Annotated in this window: 25 protein-coding genes; 11 read left to right on the top strand and 14 right to left on the bottom strand. The window is 56.3% G+C overall.

Translation table 11 applies throughout. The annotated features are described in order from the left end of the window. The first annotated feature begins 45 nt into the window (after positions 1-45). Both sodA and yiiM read left to right on the top strand, forming a co-directional pair. The gene (sodA, locus tag ACWKX3_RS19665; protein WP_014833772.1) at positions 46-666 is read left to right on the top strand and encodes a superoxide dismutase [Mn]; all 621 of its coding nucleotides are present in this window, start codon (positions 46-48) and stop codon (positions 664-666) included. 66 nt (positions 667-732) lie between these two features. Next, positions 733-1,407 carry a 6-hydroxyaminopurine reductase gene (gene yiiM / locus ACWKX3_RS19660; RefSeq protein ID WP_454542256.1) on the top strand — a complete coding sequence of 225 codons (675 nt, stop codon included), beginning with the start codon at positions 733-735 and terminating at the stop codon, positions 1,405-1,407. A 116-nt stretch (positions 1,408-1,523) separates the two neighbouring features. Here yiiM and cpxA read toward each other — a convergent pair whose 3' ends face one another. Beyond that, positions 1,524-2,897, bottom strand: a complete 1,374-nt coding sequence (gene cpxA / locus ACWKX3_RS19655; RefSeq protein ID WP_006179158.1) for an envelope stress sensor histidine kinase CpxA — start codon at positions 2,895-2,897, stop codon at positions 1,524-1,526. Beyond that, entirely contained in the window at positions 2,894-3,592 is a 699-nt protein-coding gene (gene cpxR, locus ACWKX3_RS19650; protein WP_006179159.1) for an envelope stress response regulator transcription factor CpxR, read from the bottom strand. The genes cpxA and cpxR overlap by 4 nt, the downstream gene beginning before the upstream one ends. Positions 3,593-3,742: 150 nt before the next feature. On the opposite strand from cpxR, the gene cpxP reads away from it, so the two are divergent. The 6 genes from cpxP to ACWKX3_RS19620 all read left to right on the top strand — a co-directional run bounded on the left by cpxP (position 3,743) and on the right by ACWKX3_RS19620 (position 9,912). Continuing rightward, positions 3,743-4,249 carry a cell-envelope stress modulator CpxP gene (gene cpxP, locus ACWKX3_RS19645; RefSeq protein WP_006179160.1) on the top strand — a complete coding sequence of 169 codons (507 nt, stop codon included), beginning with the start codon at positions 3,743-3,745 and terminating at the stop codon, positions 4,247-4,249. 153 nt (positions 4,250-4,402) lie between these two features. Then, complete coding sequence (gene fieF, locus ACWKX3_RS19640; protein ID WP_042322666.1) at positions 4,403-5,296, top strand: CDF family cation-efflux transporter FieF; 894 nt, start codon at positions 4,403-4,405, stop codon at positions 5,294-5,296. Positions 5,297-5,470: 174 nt separating this feature from the next. Continuing rightward, complete coding sequence (gene pfkA, locus ACWKX3_RS19635) at positions 5,471-6,433, top strand: 6-phosphofructokinase (protein ID WP_006179162.1); 963 nt, start codon at positions 5,471-5,473, stop codon at positions 6,431-6,433. A gap of 212 nt (positions 6,434-6,645) precedes the next feature. Continuing rightward, positions 6,646-7,635, top strand: a complete 990-nt coding sequence (locus tag ACWKX3_RS19630) for a sulfate ABC transporter substrate-binding protein (protein WP_006179164.1) — start codon at positions 6,646-6,648, stop codon at positions 7,633-7,635. Positions 7,636-7,724: 89 nt separating this feature from the next. Then, entirely contained in the window at positions 7,725-8,489 is a 765-nt protein-coding gene (locus ACWKX3_RS19625; RefSeq protein ID WP_006179165.1) for a CDP-diacylglycerol diphosphatase, read from the top strand. A 73-nt stretch (positions 8,490-8,562) separates the two neighbouring features. Continuing rightward, positions 8,563-9,912, top strand: coding sequence for an SLC13 family permease (locus tag ACWKX3_RS19620; protein ID WP_454542255.1), 1,350 nt, complete (start codon positions 8,563-8,565; stop codon positions 9,910-9,912). A gap of 35 nt (positions 9,913-9,947) precedes the next feature. On the opposite strand, the gene tpiA is transcribed toward ACWKX3_RS19620, so the two are convergent. Further along, entirely contained in the window at positions 9,948-10,715 is a 768-nt protein-coding gene (gene tpiA, locus ACWKX3_RS19615) for a triose-phosphate isomerase (protein ID WP_042322670.1), read from the bottom strand. A gap of 111 nt (positions 10,716-10,826) precedes the next feature. Beyond that, the gene (locus ACWKX3_RS19610; RefSeq protein WP_042322671.1) at positions 10,827-11,423 is read right to left on the bottom strand and encodes a DUF1454 family protein; all 597 of its coding nucleotides are present in this window, start codon (positions 11,421-11,423) and stop codon (positions 10,827-10,829) included. A 112-nt stretch (positions 11,424-11,535) separates the two neighbouring features. Here ACWKX3_RS19610 and ACWKX3_RS19605 point away from each other — a divergent pair, with 112 nt between their 5' ends. Continuing rightward, entirely contained in the window at positions 11,536-11,955 is a 420-nt protein-coding gene (locus tag ACWKX3_RS19605) for a DUF805 domain-containing protein (protein ID WP_006179169.1), read from the top strand. On the opposite strand, the gene fpr is transcribed toward ACWKX3_RS19605, so the two are convergent. The 4 genes from fpr to ACWKX3_RS19585 all read right to left on the bottom strand — a co-directional run bounded on the left by fpr (position 11,956) and on the right by ACWKX3_RS19585 (position 16,308). Further along, positions 11,956-12,702 (bottom strand): ferredoxin--NADP(+) reductase, encoded by a 747-nt coding sequence (gene fpr, locus ACWKX3_RS19600; RefSeq protein WP_058610683.1) that lies wholly within the window; start codon positions 12,700-12,702, stop codon positions 11,956-11,958. A gap of 96 nt (positions 12,703-12,798) precedes the next feature. Further along, positions 12,799-13,809 carry a class II fructose-bisphosphatase gene (gene glpX, locus ACWKX3_RS19595; protein ID WP_006179171.1) on the bottom strand — a complete coding sequence of 337 codons (1,011 nt, stop codon included), beginning with the start codon at positions 13,807-13,809 and terminating at the stop codon, positions 12,799-12,801. A 123-nt stretch (positions 13,810-13,932) separates the two neighbouring features. Beyond that, the gene (gene glpK / locus ACWKX3_RS19590) at positions 13,933-15,441 is read right to left on the bottom strand and encodes a glycerol kinase GlpK (protein ID WP_006179172.1); all 1,509 of its coding nucleotides are present in this window, start codon (positions 15,439-15,441) and stop codon (positions 13,933-13,935) included. A gap of 21 nt (positions 15,442-15,462) precedes the next feature. Further along, entirely contained in the window at positions 15,463-16,308 is an 846-nt protein-coding gene (locus ACWKX3_RS19585; RefSeq protein ID WP_006179173.1) for an MIP/aquaporin family protein, read from the bottom strand. A 398-nt stretch (positions 16,309-16,706) separates the two neighbouring features. On the opposite strand from ACWKX3_RS19585, the gene zapB reads away from it, so the two are divergent. Both zapB and ACWKX3_RS19575 read left to right on the top strand, forming a co-directional pair. Then, a complete protein-coding gene (zapB, locus tag ACWKX3_RS19580; protein ID WP_006179174.1) occupies positions 16,707-16,946 on the top strand; it encodes a septal ring assembly protein ZapB in 240 nt (79 codons plus the stop codon). Positions 16,947-17,089: 143 nt separating this feature from the next. Continuing rightward, positions 17,090-17,476, top strand: coding sequence for a hypothetical protein (locus ACWKX3_RS19575; RefSeq protein ID WP_454542254.1), 387 nt, complete (start codon positions 17,090-17,092; stop codon positions 17,474-17,476). 36 nt (positions 17,477-17,512) lie between these two features. On the opposite strand, the gene rraA is transcribed toward ACWKX3_RS19575, so the two are convergent. From rraA to cytR, 6 genes are all read right to left on the bottom strand, one after another. Then, on the bottom strand, positions 17,513-17,998 hold the full coding sequence (rraA, locus tag ACWKX3_RS19570) for a ribonuclease E activity regulator RraA (protein WP_006179176.1): 486 nt from the start codon (positions 17,996-17,998) through the stop codon (positions 17,513-17,515). A 92-nt stretch (positions 17,999-18,090) separates the two neighbouring features. Further along, the gene (gene menA / locus ACWKX3_RS19565) at positions 18,091-19,011 is read right to left on the bottom strand and encodes a 1,4-dihydroxy-2-naphthoate polyprenyltransferase (protein ID WP_454542253.1); all 921 of its coding nucleotides are present in this window, start codon (positions 19,009-19,011) and stop codon (positions 18,091-18,093) included. Positions 19,012-19,079: 68 nt separating this feature from the next. Next, positions 19,080-20,411 carry an HslU--HslV peptidase ATPase subunit gene (hslU, locus tag ACWKX3_RS19560; protein ID WP_006179178.1) on the bottom strand — a complete coding sequence of 444 codons (1,332 nt, stop codon included), beginning with the start codon at positions 20,409-20,411 and terminating at the stop codon, positions 19,080-19,082. Between the two features lie 9 nt (positions 20,412-20,420). Then, positions 20,421-20,951 carry an ATP-dependent protease subunit HslV gene (gene hslV, locus ACWKX3_RS19555; protein ID WP_042322674.1) on the bottom strand — a complete coding sequence of 177 codons (531 nt, stop codon included), beginning with the start codon at positions 20,949-20,951 and terminating at the stop codon, positions 20,421-20,423. Positions 20,952-21,045: 94 nt separating this feature from the next. Then, on the bottom strand, positions 21,046-22,071 hold the full coding sequence (ftsN, locus tag ACWKX3_RS19550; RefSeq protein WP_454542252.1) for a cell division protein FtsN: 1,026 nt from the start codon (positions 22,069-22,071) through the stop codon (positions 21,046-21,048). 92 nt (positions 22,072-22,163) lie between these two features. Then, positions 22,164-23,189, bottom strand: coding sequence for a DNA-binding transcriptional regulator CytR (cytR, locus tag ACWKX3_RS19545; protein WP_058610680.1), 1,026 nt, complete (start codon positions 23,187-23,189; stop codon positions 22,164-22,166). Between the last annotated feature and the right edge of the window lie 113 nt (positions 23,190-23,302).

Raw genomic sequence — 23,302 nt, 5'->3', positions numbered from 1 at the left:
ACGCGGCATTAACAGCTGTGCCGCCCGACACTAATGGAGAGGATTATGAGTTATACACTGCCATCCCTGCCGTATGCCTACGACGCACTGGAACCGCATTTCGACAAGCAGACGATGGAAATCCATCACACTAAACACCACCAGACCTACGTGAACAACGCCAACGCTGCGCTGGAAAGCCTGCCAGAGTTCGCTAGCCTGCCGGTTGAAGAGCTGATCACCAAACTGGACCAGCTGCCAGCAGACAAGAAAACCGTTCTGCGTAACAACGCAGGCGGCCACGCTAACCACAGCCTGTTCTGGAAAGGCCTGAAAACCGGTACCACCCTGCAGGGCGACCTGAAAGCGGCTATCGAGCGCGACTTCGGTTCCGTAGACAACTTCAAAGCGGAATTCGAGAAAGCCGCTGCGACCCGTTTCGGCTCTGGCTGGGCGTGGCTGGTCCTGAAAGGTGACAAACTGGCGGTGGTTTCTACCGCAAACCAGGACTCCCCGCTGATGGGTGAAGCGATCTCTGGCGCATCCGGTTTCCCAATCCTGGGCCTGGACGTGTGGGAACACGCTTACTACCTGAAGTTCCAGAACCGTCGTCCAGACTACATCAAAGCCTTCTGGGACGTGGTGAACTGGGACGAAGCTGCAGCACGTTTCGCTGCGAAAAAATAAGGTTGCATTGACGCCTGTGAGAAGCGAGTCTGATGACTCGCTTTTTTTGTATCTGAAGGAGTAGAGATGCACTACCCGGTCAACGTGTTTACAGGCAAGGTAACGGAGTACGAAGGCAGCCGCCCGAGCGCCATCGCCAAAGTGCAGGTTGACGGCGAGTTGAGCCTCACCGAGCGCGGTCTTGTGGGCGATGAGCAGGCCGAAAAGAAAATTCACGGCGGGCCGGAGCGCGCGCTGTGCCACTATCCGCGTGAGCATTATGCTTACTGGATGAGTGAATTCCCCGAGCAGGCGGAGCGCTTCGTCGCACCCGCCTTTGGCGAGAACCTCTCTACCGAGGGGCTGACCGAGCAAAACGTCTTTATCGGCGATATCTTCCGCTGGGACGATGCCCTGATTCAGGTGACGCAGCCGCGCTCGCCGTGCTTCAAGCTGAACTACCATTTTGGCATTGAAGATATGTCCGCCCGGCTGCAAAGCGCCGGTAAAACCGGCTGGCTCTACCGCGTGGTGCTGGCGGGGAACGTTTCGGCGGATGCCCCGCTGGCGCTCGTTTCACGCGTGAGTGATGTGTCGGTGTACGACGCCTGCGCGATCGCCTGGCATATGCCCTTTGACGATGAGCAGTATCATCGCCTGCTGTCAGCGGCAGGGCTATCGACAAGCTGGACCAGAACGATGCAAAAGCGGCGTTTAAGCAACAAAATTGAGGATAATTCGCGAAGATTGTGGGGAAGATAATCCCTTCTGGCGAAATGTAAGCCGGGTAAGGCGAAGCCGCCACCCGGCTTTTTTGTTGGCATCTTGCGTGAATTTGCCCGGTGGCGCTGCGCTTACCGGGCCTGCAAAACGAACAGCTACGAACGCTTATACAACGGCAGCCACAGCGTTAACCGCAGTCCACCCAGCGGGCTGTCGTCGGCTTTCACCCAGCCACGATGCTGCTGCATGGCGGTTTCAACAATCGCCAGCCCCAGCCCCGTGCCGCCGGATTCGCGGTCGCGCGCCTCGTCGGTACGGTAGAACGGACGGAAAATCTGCTCGCGATCTTCCGGACTCACGCCCGGGCCGTCGTCGTCCACGATGATGGTGATCCCGTCTTTATCCACCGAGAACGCCACCTCAATCTTCGTGTGCGAGTAGCGCAGGGCGTTACGCACGATATTCTCAAGCGCGCTTTCCAGTGCGTTAGGGTTACCGTACAGCGGCCATGGGCCTGGCGGGAAGTTAACGGTGAACGATTTCCCCATCTGCTCGGCTTCGAATGCCGCGTTATCCAGCACCTCATGCCACAGATGGTTGGCTTTGACCGTTTCGCTCACCAGCGCGTTTTTCTGCTGGTTGCGCGACATTACCAGCAAATCGTTGATCATGCTGTCCAGACGATGCGCTTCGGTTTCGATACGCTCCAGCTCTTTGCTCTCGCCGCTGCGGCGGCGCAACAGCGCGGTGCCAAGCTGCAGTCGCGTGAGCGGGGTGCGCAGTTCGTGGGAGATGTCCGATAGCAGGCGTTGCTGCGCGGTCATCATGCGGTCAAGGGCGCTCACCATCTGGTTAAAACTGGTCCCGGCGGCCAGGAACTCCTGCGGCCCGGCTTCCAGCTCGGGATGTTGTCTCAGGTTGCCCTGAGCCACTTCGTCGGCGGCGTTTTTCAACTTACGTGCCGGTTTCGCCAGGCTCCACGCCAGCCAGAGCAGCAGCGGCGAGCTGAGCAGCATAGTCACAATCAGCAGCAGAAGCGGGCGGTCGAACAGCAGGTTGATGAAATCTGTCTGGGAGCTGCTCGCAGGGCGAATCAGATAGAGCTGATAGTTATCCTCCCCGTCTCTGACGGAGAAAGGTCCTACCATCTCAACCCGGCCATATTTTTTCTTCTGAGGGTGGTCGGCGTTATCCGCCTGGCCAATGAAGTTGCGGATGATCTGCATTTCATTGCGATCGGCCCCAATGACGCGGCCTTCGCTGGTCACCAGCAGAAGACGTTGTCCGGGCGGCGCCCACTTGTCGATAGCGCGAAACAGCCTGCGCCACCACATCAAATCGTTTGGCGGATCGTTTGCCAGCTCGGCTTCGACATGTTGTTCGATCATCACGCCCTGACGTTGCTCGCTGTCGAGAAGCTCCGTCATCTGGCGTGAGTCGAGTTTTGGCAACATCAGTACGAGCATTAAAACCAGTGCCAGCGTCAGCCAGAAGATGGCGAAGATGCGGGCGGTTAAGCTGCCTATCATGAAGCGGAAACCATCAGATAACCGCGACCACGTAGGGTTTTAAACCACGGGTGACCGTCTTTACGCTCCGGTAATTTACGGCGCAGGTTAGAAATATGCATGTCGATGGCGCGGTCAAACGGCGTGAGACGTTTGCCCAGCACTTCCTGACTCAGGTGTTCACGCGATACCACCTGGCCGAGATGCTGCGCCAGCAGATAAAGCAGGGTGAACTCGGTGCCGGTTAATTCCAGCGTCTGGCCGTCGAAGCTGGCTTCCTGACGACCCGGGTTCAGGCTCAGGGAGTCCACTTCCAGCGTCGGCGAGCTGTTGTCCGTATTTTGCTGCTGCTCGCTCCAGTGGGAACGACGCAGGATTGCGCGAATACGGGCCACCAGTTCACGGTCGTTGAACGGTTTCGGTAAATAGTCATCCGCACCCAGCTCAAGGCCAAGGACACGGTCAAGTTCGCTGCCGCGTGCGGTCAGCATGATAACGGGGGTCTGGTGCGTCTGGCGAAGCTCTTTCAGCGTATCAATGCCGTTTTTCTTGGGCATCATAACGTCGAGCAAAAGTAGATCGATGCTGTCATCAAGGAGACTCAGCGCCTGCTCACCATCGTGGGCAACCAGAACGTTGAAACCTTCCATGTCGAGCAACTCCTTTAAAAGGGAAGTCAGCTCTCGGTCATCATCAACTAACAGAATTTTATTCATTGTTTAAATACCTCCGAGGCAGAAATTACGACATCAAGGCTATCTAATCCATGACTTTACGTTGTTTTACACCCCCTGACGCATGTTTGCAGCCTGAATCGTAGACTGTCTCTCGTTGAATCGCGACATGAAAGATTTTGGGAGCAAGTGATGCGCAAAGTTACCGCTGCCGTCATGGCCTCAACGCTGGCCTTCAGTGCGTTTAGCCAGGCTGCTGTAGCTATCATCGGCGATACCGGTTCCTCGCAGGAGGGCGCAGCGCAGAATAGCAGCCAAAGCCATATGTTTGACGGCATAAGTTTAACCGAACATCAACGCCAACAGATGCGAGATCTGATGCAGAGGGCACGACATGAGCAGCCCCCTGTTAATGTTAGCGAAATGGAGACAATGCACCGCCTTGTCACCGCAGAAAATTTTGACGAAAGCGCTGTACGCGCTCAGGCCGAAAAAATGGCTCAGGAACAGGTTGACCGCCAGGTAGAGATGGCGAAGGTCCGCAACCAGATGTTCCACCTGCTATCGCCCGAGCAGCAAGCGGTTTTGAACGACAAACATCAGCAACGAATGGACCAGTTGCGTGAGGTTGCACGGATGCAGCGAAGCTCAGAAACAACGTTTTTCAGTAGCAATAGCAGCACCCGTAGTAACCAGTAAACCCTGTTTTCCTTGCCATAGACACCATCCCTGTCTTCCCCCACATGATGTGGGGGTTTTTTTTGCCCGTCATTCAGGTTTGTTAACCTTTTATTCATCCTTAGACTCCTCTTCCATCCGTTATACTAGCGCCATGGCATGACAGGAGTGTTTATGAATCAATCCTATGGCCGGCTGGTTAGCCGGGCCGCAATAGCCGCGACGGTGATGGCGTCGTGTTTGCTGATTATCAAAATTTTTGCGTGGTGGTACACGGGCTCGGTCAGTATTCTGGCTGCCCTGGTGGACTCGCTGGTGGATATTGCCGCCTCGCTGACCAACCTGCTGGTGGTGCGCTATTCGCTGCAACCGGCTGATGAAGAGCACACCTTCGGGCACGGAAAGGCGGAATCGCTGGCGGCGCTGGCGCAAAGCATGTTTATATCCGGCTCGGCGCTGTTCCTGTTTTTAACCGGCATTCAGCATCTCGCCTCGCCGACACCGATGAACGATCCGGGCGTCGGCGTGGCTGTTACGGTAATCGCACTTATAAGCACTCTTGTTCTGGTAACGTTCCAGCGCTGGGTCGTGCGTAAAACGCAAAGCCAGGCGGTACGGGCAGATATGCTTCATTATCAGTCTGATGTTATGATGAATGGGGCGATTCTTATTGCGCTCGGTCTGGCCTGGTATGGCTGGCATCGTGCGGACGCGTTGTTTGCGTTAGGAATTGGCGTCTATATCTTGTATAGCGCTTTACGGATGGGGTATGACGCGGTGCAATCGCTTCTCGACCGCGCGCTTCCGGACGCAGAACGCGATGATATATATTCCATCGTGACCTCCTGGCCCGGCGTCAGTGGGGCACACGATCTTCGTACGCGGCAGTCAGGGCCGACCCGCTTTATTCAGATTCACATTGAAATGGAAGACAACCTGCCGTTGGTTCAGGCTCACATCATAGCTGAGCAGGTCGAGCAGGCGATTTTGCAGCGTTTTCCTGGTTCAGACGTCATCATTCACCAGGACCCCTGCTCGGTTGTACCCGGACACGTTCAGCTTTCGTAATACGGTGTAAAAAAGTGAGCCAGGCCAGCATTTTGTGTATAAATTACCGCCATAGGGTCTGACCTGAATCAATTCAGCTGGAAGAGATTGATATACTATTTGCAGTATTCGTTGATGGAATAATTTCTTTCGGCAACAGATTTCAATTTTGCATTCCTAAGTTCAGAGGTAGTCATGATTAAGAAAATCGGTGTGTTGACAAGCGGCGGTGATGCGCCCGGCATGAACGCGGCAATTCGTGGGGTTGTTCGTGCAGCCCTGACCGAAGGTCTGGAAGTGTTTGGCGTCTATGACGGTTACCTGGGCTTGTATGAAGACCGTATGGTTCAGCTCGACCGTTACAGCGTGTCTGACATGATCAACCGTGGCGGCACCTTCCTCGGCTCCGCACGCTTCCCGGAATTCCGTGACGAACACGTTCGTGCAGTGGCTATCGAAAACATGAAAAAACGTGGCCTCGATGCGCTGGTTGTTATCGGCGGTGACGGTTCCTACATGGGTGCAAAACGTCTGACTGAAATGGGCTTCCCGTGCATCGGCCTGCCGGGCACCATCGACAACGACATCAAAGGCACCGACTACACCATCGGTTTCTTCACCGCACTGGGTACCGTTGTTGAAGCGATTGACCGTCTGCGCGACACCTCTTCTTCTCACCAGCGTATCTCCATCGTGGAAGTAATGGGCCGCTACTGTGGCGATCTGACCCTTGCGGCGGCGATTGCGGGTGGCTGTGAGTTCATCGTGGTGCCGGAAGTGGAGTTCAGCCGTGAAGATCTGGTGAACGAAATCAAAGCCGGTATCGCGAAAGGTAAGAAACACGCGATCGTGGCCATCACCGAGCATATCTGTGATGTGGATGAACTGGCGAAATACATCGAAACCGAAACCAAGCGCGAAACCCGTGCAACCGTACTCGGCCACATCCAGCGCGGCGGCTCCCCAGGGCCATACGACCGTATCCTGGCGTCCCGCATGGGCGCGTATGCGATCGATCTGCTGCTGCAGGGCCACGGTGGCCGCTGCGTCGGTATTCAGAACGAAAAACTGGTTCACCATGACATCATCGACGCGATTGAAAACATGAAGCGTCCGTTCAAAGGTGACTGGCTGGACTGCGCGAAAAAACTGTACTGATCGGCTCTGTTGCCCGGTGGCGCTGCGCTTACCGGGCCTACAAAAGCTTGGTTCGTAGGCCGGGTAAGGCGTAGCCGCTACCCGGCTTTTTTACGCACTCAACCTCCTTTTTTATTCCTCAAAGTTATAGCCAATCTTTTTTTATTCTTTAATCATCGGTTAGCTTTCTGGCACGCTGCAATCATCAAAACATTGCATAAGAGAGCCGGGCGATGAACAAGTGGGGCGTAGGGTTAACATTATTGCTGGCATCGACCAGCGTGCTGGCAAAGGACATTCAGCTCCTGAACGTGTCGTACGACCCGACGCGCGAGCTGTACGATCAATATAACAAGGCCTTTGCGGCGCACTGGAAGCAGGAAACCGGTGATAACGTGGTGGTTCGCCAGTCGCACGGCGGTTCCGGTAAGCAGGCAACCTCGGTCATCAACGGCATTGAAGCCGATGTCGTCACCCTGGCGCTGGCCTACGACGTAGATGCCATTGCCGCGCGTGGCCGTATTGATAAGAACTGGATCAAACGCCTCCCGGACAACTCCGCGCCGTACACCTCGACCATCGTTTTCCTGGTGCGTAAAGGCAACCCGAAACAGATCCATGACTGGAACGACCTGGTCAAGCCGGGCGTTTCCGTGATCACCCCGAACCCGAAAAGCTCCGGCGGCGCACGCTGGAACTACCTGGCGGCCTGGGGCTACGCACTACACCACAACAACGGTGACCAGGCGAAAGCCCAGGATTTCGTCAAAGCGCTGTATAAAAACGTTGAAGTGCTGGATTCCGGCGCGCGTGGCGCAACCAATACCTTCGTGGAACGTGGCATTGGTGACGTGCTGATTGCGTGGGAAAACGAAGCCCTGCTGGCGACTAACGAGCTGGGCAAAGACAAGTTTGAAATTGTCACCCCGAGCGAATCTATCCTCGCCGAACCGACTGTCTCCATCGTCGATAAGGTGGTGGAGAAAAAGGATACCAAAGCGGTGGCTGAGGCCTATCTGAAGTATCTCTACTCGCCGGAAGGCCAGGACATTGCCGCGAAAAACTTCTATCGTCCGCGCGATCCGGCGGTTGCGAAGAAGTACGAGAACGCCTTCCCGAAACTGAAACTCTTCACCATTGATGAGGAATTTGGCGGCTGGGCCAACGCGCAGAAAACGCATTTCTCCAATGGCGGCACCTTCGACCAGATCAGCAAACGCTAGCCTTTCGCACAGAACGACACGGTGACCCGGTGTGAGAAATCCACCGGGTTTTTTATTTGGTCATCATTTTGCGTTACTCTTTTGCCTCTATGAAAAACAGGGAACGCGTTGTGAAAAAAATACTTTTGCTCATTTTGATTGTTATCGTGCTCGCCGCAGGGGGCTGGTACTTTTTAAAAGCGGGTAATTCGAATGCGCTGCGTCATATCGTGCTCGACCAGTGCGTGCCTAATCAGCTTAAAAACGATAACCCTGCGCCGTGCGCAGAGGTGAAGCCGGATGCAGGCTACGTAGTGTTTAAAGACCGCAACGGTCCGCTGCAGTATCTGCTGATGCCCACCTACCGTATCAATGGCACCGAAAGCCCGCTCCTGACCGAGCCTCAAACCCCTAACTTCTTCTGGCTGGCGTGGCAGTCGCGTAACTTTATGAGCCAGAAGCGCGGCGCAGACGTGCCGGACAGCGCCGTCTCACTGACCATCAACTCCCCGACTGGCCGCACGCAGAACCATTTCCATATTCATATCTCCTGCCTGCGTCCGGACGTGCGGCAAAAGCTGGACGCCAGCCAGGGGCAGATCAGTACCCAGTGGCTGCCGCTTCCCGGCGGACTGGAAGGGCATGAATATCTCGCCCGCAGGGTGACGGAAAACGAGCTGGTACAGCGCAGCCCGTTCATGATGCTGGCGGAAGAGCTGCCGGAAGCGCGCGACCATATGGGACGCTTTGCGCTGGCGATGGCGCAGCAGTCGGACGGCTCATTTGTTCTGCTGGCGACCGAACGCAACCTGCTCACCCTTAACCGCGCATCGGCTGAGGAATTACAGGATCATCAATGCGATATCCTGAAGTGACCCCACCATAAATAGCGTTTACTCGCCCTGCCTGTCGCCGTAGACTTGCTGAAAAAATCTACAGGAGACAGGCATGTCGCTCTGGTTCACTCACCCTCTGTTTCTGCCCTCGCTAATTGTTGGCGTCACCATTGTGCTCTGGGCGACGTCGCTGCTGCCGGAGTTCATTACCGCGCTGCTGTTTTTCACGGCGGCGATGGCCACCAAAATAGCCCCGCCGGACGTTATTTTCGGCGGTTTTGCGTCGTCTGCCTTCTGGCTAGTGTTCAGCGGGTTTGTGCTGGGCGTGGCGATCCGCAAAACCGGCCTCGCGGACAGGGCCGCGCGGGCATTGTCCGCGAAACTGACCGACTCCTGGGTACTGATGGTGGCAAGCGTGGTGCTGCTCAGCTACGCGCTGGCGTTTGTGATGCCGTCGAACATGGGACGTATTGCGCTGCTGATGCCAATTGTCGCCGCCATGGCGAAGCGGGCCGGTATTCCTGATGGCTCCCGCGCCTGGTTTGGCCTGGCGCTGGCGGTCGGATTCGGCACGTTCCAGCTCTCCGCGACCATTCTGCCAGCCAACGTTCCCAACCTGGTGATGAGCGGCGCGGCGGAAGGCTCGTACGGGATCCACCTCAACTATGTGCCGTACCTGCTGCTGCATACGCCGGTGCTGGGCATTCTCAAAGGCCTGATTCTGATCGGCCTGATCTGCTGGCTGTTTCCCGGCAGCCCAAAGCCACCGCGCGATCTGGCACCCTCTGAGCCGATGGGGCGGGACGAAAAGCGTCTCGCCTGGCTGCTGGCGTTCGTGCTGGTGATGTGGGTCACCGAGAGCTGGCACGGCGTGGGACCCGCCTGGACGGGTCTGGCGGCATCGGTCATCGTCATGCTGCCGCGTATTGGCTTTATCACCGGAGAGGAGTTCTCGGCGGGAGTGAACATGCGCACCTGCATTTATGTGGCGGGCATTCTCGGGCTGGCGATTACCGTCACGCAGACCGGTATCGGTGCGGCGGTGGGGGAGGCGTTGCTGCACGTTATGCCGCTGGATGCAGACAGGCCGTTTGCCAGTTTCCTGGCGCTGACGGGGATCACCACCGCGCTCAACTTCATCATGACGGCCAACGGCGTTCCGGCGTTGTACACCACGCTGGCGCAGAGCTTCGCGGATGCGACCGGCTTCCCGCTGCTGTCGGTGATCATGATTCAGGTGCTGGGGTATTCCACGCCGCTGCTGCCGTATCAGGCGTCGCCGATTGTGGTGGCGATGGGGTTAGGAAAGGTGCCTGCGAGGGCCGGAATGTTGCTGTGTCTGGCACTGGCGATAGCGACCTATATGGTACTGCTGCCGCTGGATTATCTGTGGTTTAGCTTGCTGGGACGGCTGTTAAAAAGCCCGGTGGCGCTGACGCTTACCGGGCCTACAGAACCGTAGGGCGGGTTAGCTAAGCGCCACCCGCCACAACAGCATTACGCCTGTTTAGCGGCTTCTGCTGCTTTAACGATCACCGCGAAAGCGTCGGCTTTCAGGGATGCGCCGCCAACCAGCGCGCCGTCGATGTCCGGCTGGGTGAACAGCTCAGCGGCGTTCGCTGCATTTACGGAACCGCCGTACTGGATGATAACCTGCTCAGCCACTTTCGCGTCTGCTTTAGCAATGTGGTCACGGATAAATTTGTGAACCGCCTGCGCCTGCGCTGGGGTTGCTGATTTGCCGGTACCGATAGCCCAGACTGGCTCGTAAGCGATAACCGCGCCTTCGAACGCGCTCGCGCCCTGGGTTTTCAGTACGGCGTCGATCTGACGAGCACACACTTCTTCGGTTTTACCCGCTTCGTTTTCTGCTTCGGTTTCACCGATGCACAGAACCGGGATCAGACCCTGCTCTTTCAGCACGGCGAATTTCTTCGCGATAAACTCGTCGGATTCTTTGTGGTAGGTGCGACGCTCAGAGTGGCCGATGATGATGTATTTCGCGCCGATATCTTTCAGCATTTCAGCGGAGGTTTCACCGGTGAATGCGCCAGACAGGTTAACGTCAACGTTCTGAGCACCCAGCACGATGTGGCTGCCGTCAGCGGCACGTTTAGCCAGGTCCAGGTACATATCCGGTGGCGCGATAGCAACCGCACAGCCCGTTACGCCAGCCAGCTCTTTACGCAGGTTCGCAACCAGCTCGTTTACCATGTGGCGGCTGCCGTTCAGTTTCCAGTTACCCATCACTAAAGGATGTCGCATTTCAATTCTCCACGCTAAATAAGCGAATTAAGGAATATGGCCACCCTTAAGGGCGGCATGGTCTGTGAATCAGTATAGAGATTTTCCCTCGAAAGGCTTTGCTTTTTGTCATTAATTCGCCCCTCCGAGCGGGTCTGATAGTGCCAGCTTAATCGGTTCAACAGCGAAGGTCAGTCCCTTTTCGCCATTATCTGCCACCACATAGCGAACGGCACCTTCGGTCTCGGCGTAATAGTGTTTGTTTTTACCCGCAGTGAGCAGTTTTTGCAGCTTTTGCTGGCTCTGCGCTTTGGTTAAGGCCGGGGTAAAAGCGCGCAGCACGGCGCTCATGTATTCATGGGCTTTCGCTTTTGCCGCTTTCTGTTCAGGTCCCTGGATGGGCAGCCAGGTTATCTGCATGCTTTTGATTTTTAACGTTCCACGCTCCAGCGCGGTTGAGGCATACAGATTTTCGTTAATCTTGCTGGCTGCGCGGGTGAGGGTCGAGGTATCCCGGGCGCTCTCGATAGAGCGAAATTCATCCAGCGGCAGGGTTGGGTTGTCTTTGTTAAAGGCTTCGCGGAACTGGCTGATGGAGCGATCGAACGACGGCGCGCCCGCAAGCAGATAGGGCGCGGCAGCAGGAGCGGCGGTGTCGGCGGCGTGCAGGGTGACGCTGGCGCTCAGCATCGCTAAACACAGTAACAGAGAGTATGCCGAACTTTTCATCAATATTGCCCCTGGCCGTCAATGGTCATGATTAAAACGATATATGCCTGGCTTGTCAAAAGGTCACCACTCCAGGGTAAAATGCGCGCTATATCATAATAAGGAACCTTACATGACCATACAGCAGTGGCTGTTTTCATTCAAAGGGCGTATCGGACGCCGGGACTTCTGGATATGGATAGTGACGTGGATCGTCGCTATGCTGGCGCTGTTTTTCGTGGCGTTCAATGCGTGGCTGAGCACGCAAACTGCGGCCTTTGCGCTGGTGTGCCTGCTGTGGCCAACGGCGGCAGTGGTGGTAAAACGCCTGCACGATCGCGGCCGCTCCGGCGCATGGGCATTTCTGATTATTCTGGCGTGGATGCTGGTGGCAGGGGACTGGTCGATACTGCCATCCATCCTCCCGTGGGTGGTTGGCCTGCTGTTGCCGACCATTATCTTTGTGATGATGATTATCGATCTGGGCGCGTTTATCGGCACCCAGAGCGAAAACAAATACGGTAAAGACACCCTTGAGGTGAAGTATCGCTGATCACCAGTAGTGTTCAGCCGTCATATGGCCCGGTCGGCGGCGAAGGTGCTTCGTCATCTGCCGGGTATCCTTCAGAAGCTGCTGCGTATCTCTGACCATCTGCGGGTTACCGCACAGCATCACGTGGCTGGTTTCCGTATTCATCGGTAAACCAACCGCCGCTTCCAGCGCACCGCTTTCAATCAACGCCGGCACGCGTCCCGTCAGCGAGCCTGCCGCCGTTTCGCGGCTGACCACGGTCTGAATTTTCAGCTTCCCGGCATAGCGCTGCTCCAGCGCCTGCATTTGCGGCAGATAGCTCAAATCAGCGGCATAGCGCGCGGCGTGTACCAGCACGATATTCTTAAAACGCTCAAGATCTTTGCCGTACTCCAGAATGGAGAGGTAAGGGCCGATGGCGGTCCCGGTCGCCAGCATCCACAGGGTGTCGCAGTCCGGAATTTCGTCCAGCACGAAGAAGCCTGCGGCTTCGCTGACAATCTGCACCTCGTCGCCGGGCTTCAGCGCGGCGAGGCGCGGGCTGAGCTTGCCGTCCGGGACGGTAACCAGATAGAACTCAAGGTCCGGGTTATCCGGCGCGTTGACGTATGAATAGGCGCGCTGTACGCGCTCGCCGTCGACATCCAGCCCCAGCTTCGCAAATTGCCCTGCGGTAAACGGATGAACCGGAGCGTGAAGGGTGAGACTAAATAGCGCATCGGTCCAGAACTGTACCTTTGTGACTTTACCCGTTACCCAGTCCGCCATGATCTTCTCCTGTGCTGTTTCTCTGCTCTATCTTCCGGTCTTGCGGTGAAGATTTCCAGCCCATTCGGGCCGGAAAGCTCAATCGATCAAACGGTTTTACAGAATGTGGGTCTGCACGTCCGGGTCTTTACGATCGAGATAGTGGATAGACTGAATGCGGCGAATGGTGCGTGATTTTCCGCGGATCAGCAGCGTTTCGGTGGTCGCCATATTGCCCTTGCGGGTAATACCGTCCAGCAGATCGCCTTTGGTGATGCCGGTTGCAGAGAAGACCACGTTATCGCTGCGCGCCATGTCGTTTAACGCCAGCACCCTGTTGGCTTCAATGCCCATCGCCGCACAGCGTGCCAGTTCGTTCTCGCCAATGCGACGGTTCTCTTCGCTGTCGCCTTTAACGTCGTGACGCGCCAGCAGGCGGGCCTGCATATCGCCGTCGAGCGCGCGGATCACCGCCGCGGAGACCACGCCTTCCGGCGCGCCGCCGATGCCGTAAAGCACGTCCACTTCACTGTCAGGCATGCAGGTCAGGATGGAGGCGGCAACGTCGCCGTCCGGGATGGCAAAGACGCGCACGCCGAGCTTTTGCATCTGGGTGATGGTGGCGTCGTGGCGCGGTTTCGCCAGAATGGTGACGGTCAGTTCACCGAGTGGTTTACCGAGTGCCGCGGCGACGTTGCGCAGGTTCTCTTCCAGCGGCAGGTTAAGGTCGATTGCGCCCTTTGCGCCGGGGCCGACGATCAGCTTTTCCATGTACATATCTGGCGCATTGAGGAAGCAACCTTTGTCGCCGACCGCCAGCACTGCCAGGGCGTTGGCCTGGCCCATCGCCGTCATGCGGGTGCCTTCAATGGGGTCGACGGCGATATCCACGGCATCGCCCTTGCCGGTACCGACTTTTTCACCGATGTAGAGCATCGGCGCTTCGTCGATTTCGCCTTCGCCAATCACGATGGTGCCGTCGATGTTGACCTGGTTGAGGACAATACGCATGGCATGGACAGCCGCGCCGTCGGCGGTATTTTTGTCGCCACGGCCAAGCCATTTATAGCCAGCCAGGGCGGCGGCTTCGGTGACGCGGGAAAACTCGATGGCAAGTTCACGTTTCATGAGGTACTCGTGCAATCAAAAAGAATTGCACGAAGTTTATCACAGAGTGGGATGGGGTGCGGGGACCGGTGCGGTCTGGGCCCCTCACCCTGACCCTCTCCCCATGGGAGAGGGAATAGATGATTACTCGTCGTGCTCTTCCCACGCCAGGGCGCGCTTCACCGCTTTCTTCCAGCCGCTGTAGCGGTAGTTGCGCTCGGTGGTTTCGATACCCGGGCGGAATTCGCGTTCGATGACCGCTTTCTCCTGCAGTTCGTCCAGGTTCTGCCAGAAACCGACCGCCAGACCGGCGAGGTACGCCGCGCCAAGCGCCGTAACTTCGCGCACTTCAGGACGCTCCACGCGGGTGCCCAGAATGTCGGACTGGAACTGCATCAGGAAGTTGTTGGCGACCGCGCCGCCGTCCACGCGCAGGGCGTGAAGACGAATGCCGGAGTCGGCCTGCATCGCTTCCAGCACATCGCGCGTCTGGTAGGCAATGGATTCCAGCGTCGCGCGGATGATGTGGTTTGAGTTCACGCCGCGCGTCAGGCCGAAAATAGCACCTCGCGCATACGGGTCCCAGTAGGGAGCGCCAAGGCCGGTGAAGGCAGGCACCACGTATACGCCGTTGGTGTCTTTCACCTTGGTGGCGAAATATTCGGAATCAAACGCGTCGCTGATGAGCTTCATCTCGTCGCGCAGCCACTGAATAGACGCGCCTGCCATGAATACCGCGCCTTCCAGAGCGTAGTTCACTTCGCCGCGTGGGCCACAGGCGATAGTCGTCAGCAGGCCGTTCTCTGATTTCACCGCCTTCTCGCCGGTGTTCATCAGCATAAAGCAGCCGGTGCCGTAGGTGTTCTTCGCCATCCCTTCCTTAACGCACAGCTGGCCGAACAGCGCCGCCTGCTGATCGCCAGCGATACCGGCGATAGGGATACGCGTGCCGCCTTTACCGCCGATGTTGGTCTGGCCGTACACCTCGGAGGACTTGCGTACCTGTGGCAGCATGGCGCGTGGGATATCCAGCGCGTCCAGCATCTTGTCATCCCACTCGAGGGTGTTGATGTTGAACAGCATGGTGCGCGAGGCGTTGGTGTAGTCGGTGACGTGCACGCGTCCCTGGGTCATCTTCCAGATAAGCCAGGTATCGACGGTGCCGAACAGCAGCTCGCCGCGTTTTGCGCGCTCGCGTGAGCCTTCGACGTGGTCGAGGATCCACTTCACCTTGGTGCCGGAGAAGTACGGGTCAATGACCAGCCCGGTGGCGCTACGGATGTACTCTTCCATGCCGTCGCGTTTCAGCTTTTCGCAAATTTCCGAGGTGCGGCGGCACTGCCAGACGATGGCGTTGTAAATCGGTTTGCCGGTTTCGCGTTCCCAGACAACGGTGGTTTCACGCTGGTTGGTGATGCCGATGGCGGCAATCTCGTCGGAGCTGATGTCGGCTTTCGCCAGCACTTCGACCAGAGTGGAGCTTTGTGACGCCCAGATCTCCATTGGGTCGTGCTCTACCCAGCCTGGACGAGGATAGATTTGTTCAAATTCGCGCTGTGACACGCTGACGATGTTCGCGTCATGATCCATTACGACAGCGCGGGAGCTGGTGGTGCCCTGGTCGAGCGCAACGATATATTTTTTTTCGGTCATGGTTTGTGTCCCGTAGTCAGTTTACAGCGAAGCTTTTTGTTGTGTGGCGGAGGTCGTCTCTTTCTCCTCTTCCACACAGGTGTCGCACGGTAAGTGGCGACCAATTAATTTGCGATAGCCGAATGCGCCCAGCGCCGCCCCTACGATTGGCCCGAACAGCGGCACCAGGAAGTAAGGAATGTCTTTGCCGCCGGTGAAGGCAACGTCGCCCCAGCCCGCGAAGAACGCGAAGGTTTTCGGCCCCAGGTCACGCGCCGGGTTCATCGCAAAGCCTGTCAGAGGCCCCATAGATGCCCCGATGACGGCGATCAGCAGGCCAATCAGCAGAGGTGCCAGCGGGCCGCGCGGGATACCGTTCCCGTCATCGCCCAGCGCCATGATAACGCCCATCAGAATAGCGGTAATCACCATTTCAACTGCGAACGCCTGCACAAAATTGATATGCGGGTTCGGATAGGTGGAGAAGATGCCAGCCAGTTCCAGGCTGTCGACACTGCCGCGAACCATATGATGCGTTTGTTCGAAGTCGCTGAAAAGATTGTAATAAAGCCCGTAAACTAACGCCGCTGCGCAAAACGCGCCGGCAAATTGAGAAAGGATAAAGGGTACGACTTTGCGTCCGTCGAAGCACGCGAACAGCCACAGCGCGATGGTCACCGCCGGGTTAAGATGTGCACCGGAAACCCCTGCGGTCAGGTAGATGGCCATCGCCACGCCCAGACCCCAGATGATGCTGATTTCCCACTGACCGAAACTGGCACCCGCCACTTTCAGTGCTGCGACACAGCCCACTCCGAAGAATATCAACAACCCGGTACCCAGAAACTCGGCAATGCACTGGCCTTTTAAGGTTGATGTCTGACTCATAATCGGAATCCTGAAGAAATTGAATGTTTTTTGTTAGCATGACCGCCCGTGACAGCCATGGTGCCCTGTAGACACGGTGTTAATTTATCGTTAACGAGCAAAAACGAGAAATATCGAAATCAAAATGTGTGGTCTGTGTCAATAAAATGAGCGTTTTCGCGCCATAAAGCGCGTTTTTGCATCACGACAGGAATGAGAGCTGAATCATTTCATTAACTAAAGAGTTAACAATTTAGGGGTATATGCCGCGAACGCACCAGGATGACACTGAAAAGTGTTGCAAAGCGCGATCTGCGCGGTCTGTCGCTGGACAGAGAGCGTCGCGCTCCATACAATCGACGCTATGTCGTGCGCGTTTACGTTAAAGCGTCGCCTTGCAATTCAGGAGAGGTAGCATCATGTCTTTAGAAGTGTTTGAGAAACTGGAATCGAAAGTACAGCAGGCGATCGACACCATCACCCTGCTGCAGATGGAAATTGAAGAGCTGAAAGAGAAGAACAACTCCCTGTCACAGGAAGTTCAGAATGCTCAGCACAGCCGCGAAGAACTGGAGCGTGAAAACCACCAGCTGCGCGAACAGCAGAATGGCTGGCAGGATCGTCTGCAGGCGCTTCTGGGACGTATGGAAGAAGTGTAATTCCGAATTCGTACAAAAGGCACGCTAAATGCGTGCCTTTTTTATTTCATCGAAATAGACTCGCTTGATACGACAACTCACACGGAACGCGAGATGACGAAACGAAGCGATATTGTCGATAACACTTTTCTTGAATTGCGCATATGAAGAAATATTTCCTTGTATTAACGTTCTCTGCGCTGGCGATACTTTATTGTGTTTTGATGACGCGTTCCTTCATGGATGAGGAATACACGCAACGTGATTTTCTTCAATATTATTTATTAACACCTGAACCGCTCAGGCAGGCACCCAGGCTTGCATCGCACTGGTATTTCACCCGTCACGCCGATGAGGGAAGTGGCTTGCAGATCAGTACGCTTACGTTTACGGATATTGCAGGGGATAAAATCCAGTCGATAGCTGAAAAGCTCAACGCTTATATTGATAGCTATCCCGACCGTCGTGTTCAGATGGGGATTGCTGTCGAGGAGCGGAAGGGAACGTATGAACTTCGTATCACCCATTATGAATCGGGTGAAGATAAATAAAAAAAAGGCCATCCGGTTTGCCGATGGCCTTTATCGTTACTCAATATCCAGCGCATCCTCAGAAAGGATAATCCCGGTATTGTCGGCATAGAGATGGTCGCCGGAGAAGAAGGTCACGCCGCCGAAATTCACGCGGATGTCGCTTTCGCCGATGCCGTCACCTGCTGCACCCACCGGAATGGCTGCGATAGCCTGGATGCCGATATCCAGGTCTTCCAGATCGTCCACCTGGCGCACGGAGCCGTAGACCACAATCCCTTCCCACTCGTTTTGCGCGGCAAGACGGGCAAGGTCAGCGTCGATCAGGGCGCGGCGCACTGAACCACCGCCATCGACCAGCAGAACGCGGCCACGGCCGTTCTGTTCGAGCAGATCGTACAGCAACCCGTTATCCTCGAAACATTTCACCGTGATGATTTGTCCGCCAAACGACGACCGTCCACCAAAGTTGGAGAACAGCGGTTCAACGACGTTGACATCTTCCTGGTAGATGTCACAAAGCTCGGAGGTATCGTATTTCATAGGTTTAACGCTCAGTTGCTGCGAATGTGTTCAGTATATCGTGCGAAAGGCGTTGTTGGCAAAATCATCAATTGTTAATTGATATTTGTCAGTTAACGCAGCGTCTGGCTCAGGACAATCCCGATGACGAACAACAGGTTAGTTAACAGCGCCCCTTTTACCGTGCGTTCGAGCATCGGCGGCATGGCGGACGGGCTAAGTTCGCGCATCACGAAGCGCGCCTGTTTCACCAGCAGCGGTGCGGCGAGTATAAACAGCCAGCCCCACATGCTGTGCAGTGAAATCAGGTTAAACAGCGCCAGGCAAATCAGCGCCCCCATCAGCAGGCAGACGTGGTAGCGGCGTGCATTTACCGGGCCGAGGCGCACCGCGAGCGTGTTCTTACCGTTTACGCGGTCGCTGTCGATATCGCGCAGGTTGTTGATGTTGAGCACCGCCGTCGCCAGCAGGCCGCAGGCGGTCGCCGGCAGGAACAGGGCAGGGATCAGCGTATGCGTCTGTAAGTACCAGCTCCCCATCACGCTCAGCCAGCCGAAGAAGACCAGGACTGAAATATCACCCAGACCGATATAGCCGTAGGGCCGCGTACCGACGGTATAGGTAATGGCCGCGATAATGGCGAGCAGGCCCAGCACCAGGAAGCCAATAAAATCGCTGGTAGTTTTAGACGCTACCGTCACCAGCGCCAGGCCGGACACGCAAATCAGCGCCACGGTGATAATCAGCGCCCGTTTCATCTGCGCCTGGGTGATCACCCCTTTTTGCATCCCACGCAGTGGCCCGATGCGGTCAGGCTTGTCGCTGCCCTTTACCGCGTCGCCATAGTCGTTGGCGAGGTTGGAGAGGATTTGCAGCAGACCGGCGGTAATCAACGCCAGCCCCGCCACCCACGGATCGAAATGCCCTTGCCACCAGGCAAGCGCAGTACCGACGACGATCGCGGCGAAGGCCAAAGGAAGGGTTTTAGGGCGTAAACTTTCGAGCCACGCCTGAGTACGGCTGATATCAGTCATAGTTATTTAGCCAATAAAAATGGGGGCATTAGCCCCCATCAACAGTGATGAAAATGCAATAACCGCGATTATAGGATAAAACGGCTCAGATCTTCATCTGCCACTAACGCATCCAGGTGTTTGCCCACATATTCTGCGTTGATGGTAATGCTTTCGCCATTGAGGTCGCTCGCATCATAAGAGATGTCTTCCATCAGGCGTTCCAGTACGGTGTGCAGACGACGCGCGCCGATGTTCTCGGTCGTTTCGTTAACCTGCCATGCCGCCTGAGCGATGCGTTTAATGCCATCCTCGGTGAACTCGATGTTCACGCCTTCGGTTGCCATCAGCGCTTTGTACTGTACGGTCACAGAGGCGTTTGGCTCGGTCAGGATGCGCTCGAAATCTTCGGTGGTCAGCGCCTGCAGCTCAACGCGGATCGGCAGACGACCCTGCAGTTCCGGGATCAGGTCAGACGGTTTGGCCACCTGGAACGCACCAGAGGCGATAAACAGGATGTGGTCGGTTTTGACCATGCCGTGTTTAGTGGAGACGGTGCAGCCTTCAACCAGCGGCAGCAGGTCGCGCTGAACGCCTTCACGGGAAACGTCCGGGCCTGAGGATTCACCGCGCTTACAGATTTTGTCGATTTCATCGATAAACACGATGCCGTGCTGCTCAACCGCGTCGATAGCATCCTGCTTCAGCTCTTCCGGGTTCACCAGCTTCGCCGCTTCTTCTTCGATCAGCAGTTTCATCGCGTCTTTGATTTTCAGCTTACGCGCTTTCTGCTTCTGACCACCCAGGTTCTGGAACATGGACTGCAGCTGGCTGGTCATCTCTTCCATGCCAGGAGGGGCCATGATTTCAACGCCCATTGGCGCAGCGGCGAGATCGATCTCAATCTCTTTGTCGTCCAGCTCGCCTTCGCGCAGCTTCTTGCGGAACGCCTGACGCGCCGCAGACGGCTCAGCCTGCTGTTCCGCCTGGCCCCAGTTGTTTTTAGCCGGTGGGATCAGCACGTCGAGAATACGCTCTTCGGCCATCTCTTCAGCGCGATAGCGGTTCTTCTCGATAGCCTGAACGCGCACCATCTTGATCGCCGAATCGGTCAGATCGCGGATGATGGAGTCCACTTCTTTACCCACATAGCCCACTTCGGTGAACTTGGTGGCTTCAACTTTGATGAACGGCGCGTTAGCCAGCTTCGCCAGACGACGAGCGATTTCGGTTTTACCGACGCCGGTCGGGCCGATCATCAGAATGTTTTTTGGGGTCACTTCATGGCGCAGCTCTTCATCAAGCTGCATGCGACGCCAGCGGTTACGCAGGGCAATCGCCACGGAACGCTTGGCATTGTCCTGGCCGATAATGTGTTTGTTCAGTTCGCTGACAATTTCGCGTGGGGTCATTTCAGACATGGGAGATCCTTACGCTTTAGACGGTAATTCTTCGATGGTGTGATTGTGGTTGGTATAGATGCAGATATCACCTGCAATATCCAACGCTTTCACCGCGATATCGCGCGCGTTCATGTCGGTATTTTCCAACAGCGCGCGGGCAGCTGCCTGAGCGTATGGGCCGCCAGAGCCGATGGCAATCAGGTCGTTTTCTGGCTGGATCACGTCACCGTTACCGGTGATGATCAGCGAGGCGTTTTCGTCGGCCACGGCCAGCAGCGCTTCGAGCTTGCGCAGCATGCGGTCGGTACGCCAGTCTTTCGCCAGCTCAACGGCGGCTTTCACCAGATGACCCTGGTGCATTTCCAGTTTGCGTTCAAACAGTTCAAACAGCGTGAAGGCATCGGCAGTGCCGCCTGCAAAACCGGCGATCACTTTGTCGTTATAGAGACGACGCACTTTCTTCACGTTGCCTTTCATGACGGTATTACCCAGCGTGGCCTGGCCGTCCCCGGCAATTACCACCTGGCCGTTACGGCGTACACTTACTATTGTTGTCACGAGCAGACCCCCTGGTTACAGAATCGGGAAACAGAAGCCCTGAGCCTGTGCTCAGGGCTGAATAGAATGATAGATGGGGGGGATTTTGGGGGTTTCAACCCCCGGAAGCGAGTCGAATGCAGTTTGTGTGGCCCGCGACCTTCAGACGGGAAATGGTGCCATCGGCATTTTCTTTGCCTTTCACCGGACCAATTACCACGCGATTCCAGCCGTTATTGGTGGTAATGCGTGAATCAAACCCTTCGAACGCCAGCTGAGCACGGACGGTTTCCGCCTGCTCTGCGCCTTTAAACGAACCACACTGCACCATCCAGCGACGTTCATCTTTTTTCTCAGCCGTTTGCTTCGGCGCCTCGGTCTCTTTGGTGACCGGTGCGGCCTGCTGCGTTTTCGGCTGCTGCGCGGTGGTATGCGCCGGCGTTTGCAGCAGATCCTGATACGGCTGGGCGGCTTGCTTTTGCGGCTGCGCTTTTGGCTGCTGGGCAGGCTGAGTTTGTACCGTGCGCGTTTGCTGCTGCGGCTGCTGATAAGGCTGTTCCGTCACCCGCGGCTGCGAGCGAGGCTGCTGTACCGGCTGGGTTTGCGCCCACTGCTGCTGTTGCTGTTGCTGTTGCTGTTGCTGCTGCTGTTGGATCTGAGCCTGGCGCTGACGCTGCAACTGCAACGTCTGTTGACGTTGAGCTGGCGTTTGTTCATTCCACGGGACTTCGTTCAGCTGCGTTGGCTGCTGGCGCATATCGGCCTGCATCTGGGCCAAGAGCTGACGCTGTTCATCCGTGAGCTGATCGGCGTTCTTCACTTCGCCACCGGCGGACGGTTCGGTAGGCGCACGCACGCCCGGCTGGCGGCTTTCCAGCTCTTTAATGTAACGCCAGCGTTCTTCAGGTTTTGGCGGTAAGCCATTGCCAACCACTTTGTTGCCCTGAAGCGCCTCGGACTCTTCTTTCTTATGGTGCGTGATAAAGTACAGGCCACCAATAAAGGCGACCAGTACAGCCGCAGCAATAGCGACCATCGCTGGCGAGACAGCAGGCAGGCTACGTTGCTTGTTCCTTGAGCCACTCTTTTTGCGTCGCGAAGGTGCCGGCTGGCCGCGACGTACATAATCTCGTTGTGCCACTATCGTTTCGCTGTATTTATTCGTTCGTCAGCCCGCCATGTTACTTAAGCGGCGGGGCTTTGACCAGACAGTGAGTCTTAAAGAGGTTTACTTTAAGTCAATGCCTGGGTAGAGCCGCGCACAATTAGCTCGCAGTCGAGCAGTCGCGAGCCGCTGCTAACTGTCTGACCATGCAGCTGATCCAGCAAAAGCAGCATCGCTTCACGGCCAATCTGGTAGCGGGGTTGTGCAACGGTTGAGAGCGGTGGATCGCAAAATTCCGAAAGCGAAATGTTATCGAAGCCGATAATCGACAAGTCTTTCGGCACACGCAGCCCACGGCGTTTGGCATAAGACAAGGCCCCCAGCGCCATGACGTCGCTGTGACAGAACACGGCGGTAGGTGGCTCCGGCAGCGCCAGCAGTTTCTCCAGCGCCTGCCCGCCCGCTTCATAGGTGAAATCCCCACGAGCAATATAGTGCGGGTCGACGACGGCACCGGCGCGACGCAGCGCCTGAACATAACCCTGCAGGCGATAATGGCACAGCGGCATCTCTTCCGGGCCAGCGATACAACCGATGCGCTTATGCCCCAGCTCCTGAAGATAGTTCACGGCATTAAAGGCGGCGGTGAGGTTGTCGATATGCACGGTCGGCAGTTCAAGTTCCGGCGCAAACTCGTTAGCCATCACCATCGGCGGTAAATTGCGTTGTTCTTCGATGCTGGCGTCAAACGGCAGGCGCGAGCCAAGCAGCAGCATGCCGTCGATCTGCTTGGTGATAATAAGGTCGATAAAGGTCTTTTCCTGCTGGTTCTGATGGGCGCAGTCGCCAATCAGAACGAGGTAGCCTTGTTCCGCCGCCGTGACTTCAATACCGCGGATAATCTCGCTGAAGAAGGGATCGCAGATGTCCGGGACAATCACCAGGATAGTGCGCGATTCGTTACGCTTCACGTTACGGCCCATCGCCTGCGGGAAATACCCGACTTCCAGGGCCGCCTGCTCCACCCGATGGCGGGTCGCCTGGGAGACTTTATCCGGGTTCATTAATGCGCGGGACACGGTTGCCGTAGAAACTTGCGCTTTCTCGGCAACGTCTTTCATGGTCGCCGAGGCAACCTCTTTCCTGGACTTCAACGTCTTCTCCTCGCATGAACACCGAACTTCTCACCTTGCCATTTTTACAGATTGTTAATGGAATCGGTTACAGAATTTTCATGAAAAGTGTGAGGAATGTTGGATTTTTTCGA

Source organism: Enterobacter sp. UPMP2052, from assembly GCF_053709675.1.
The sequence above is the reverse complement of the archived record's forward strand: the minus strand, read 5'-3'. Positions and strand labels throughout refer to the sequence as shown.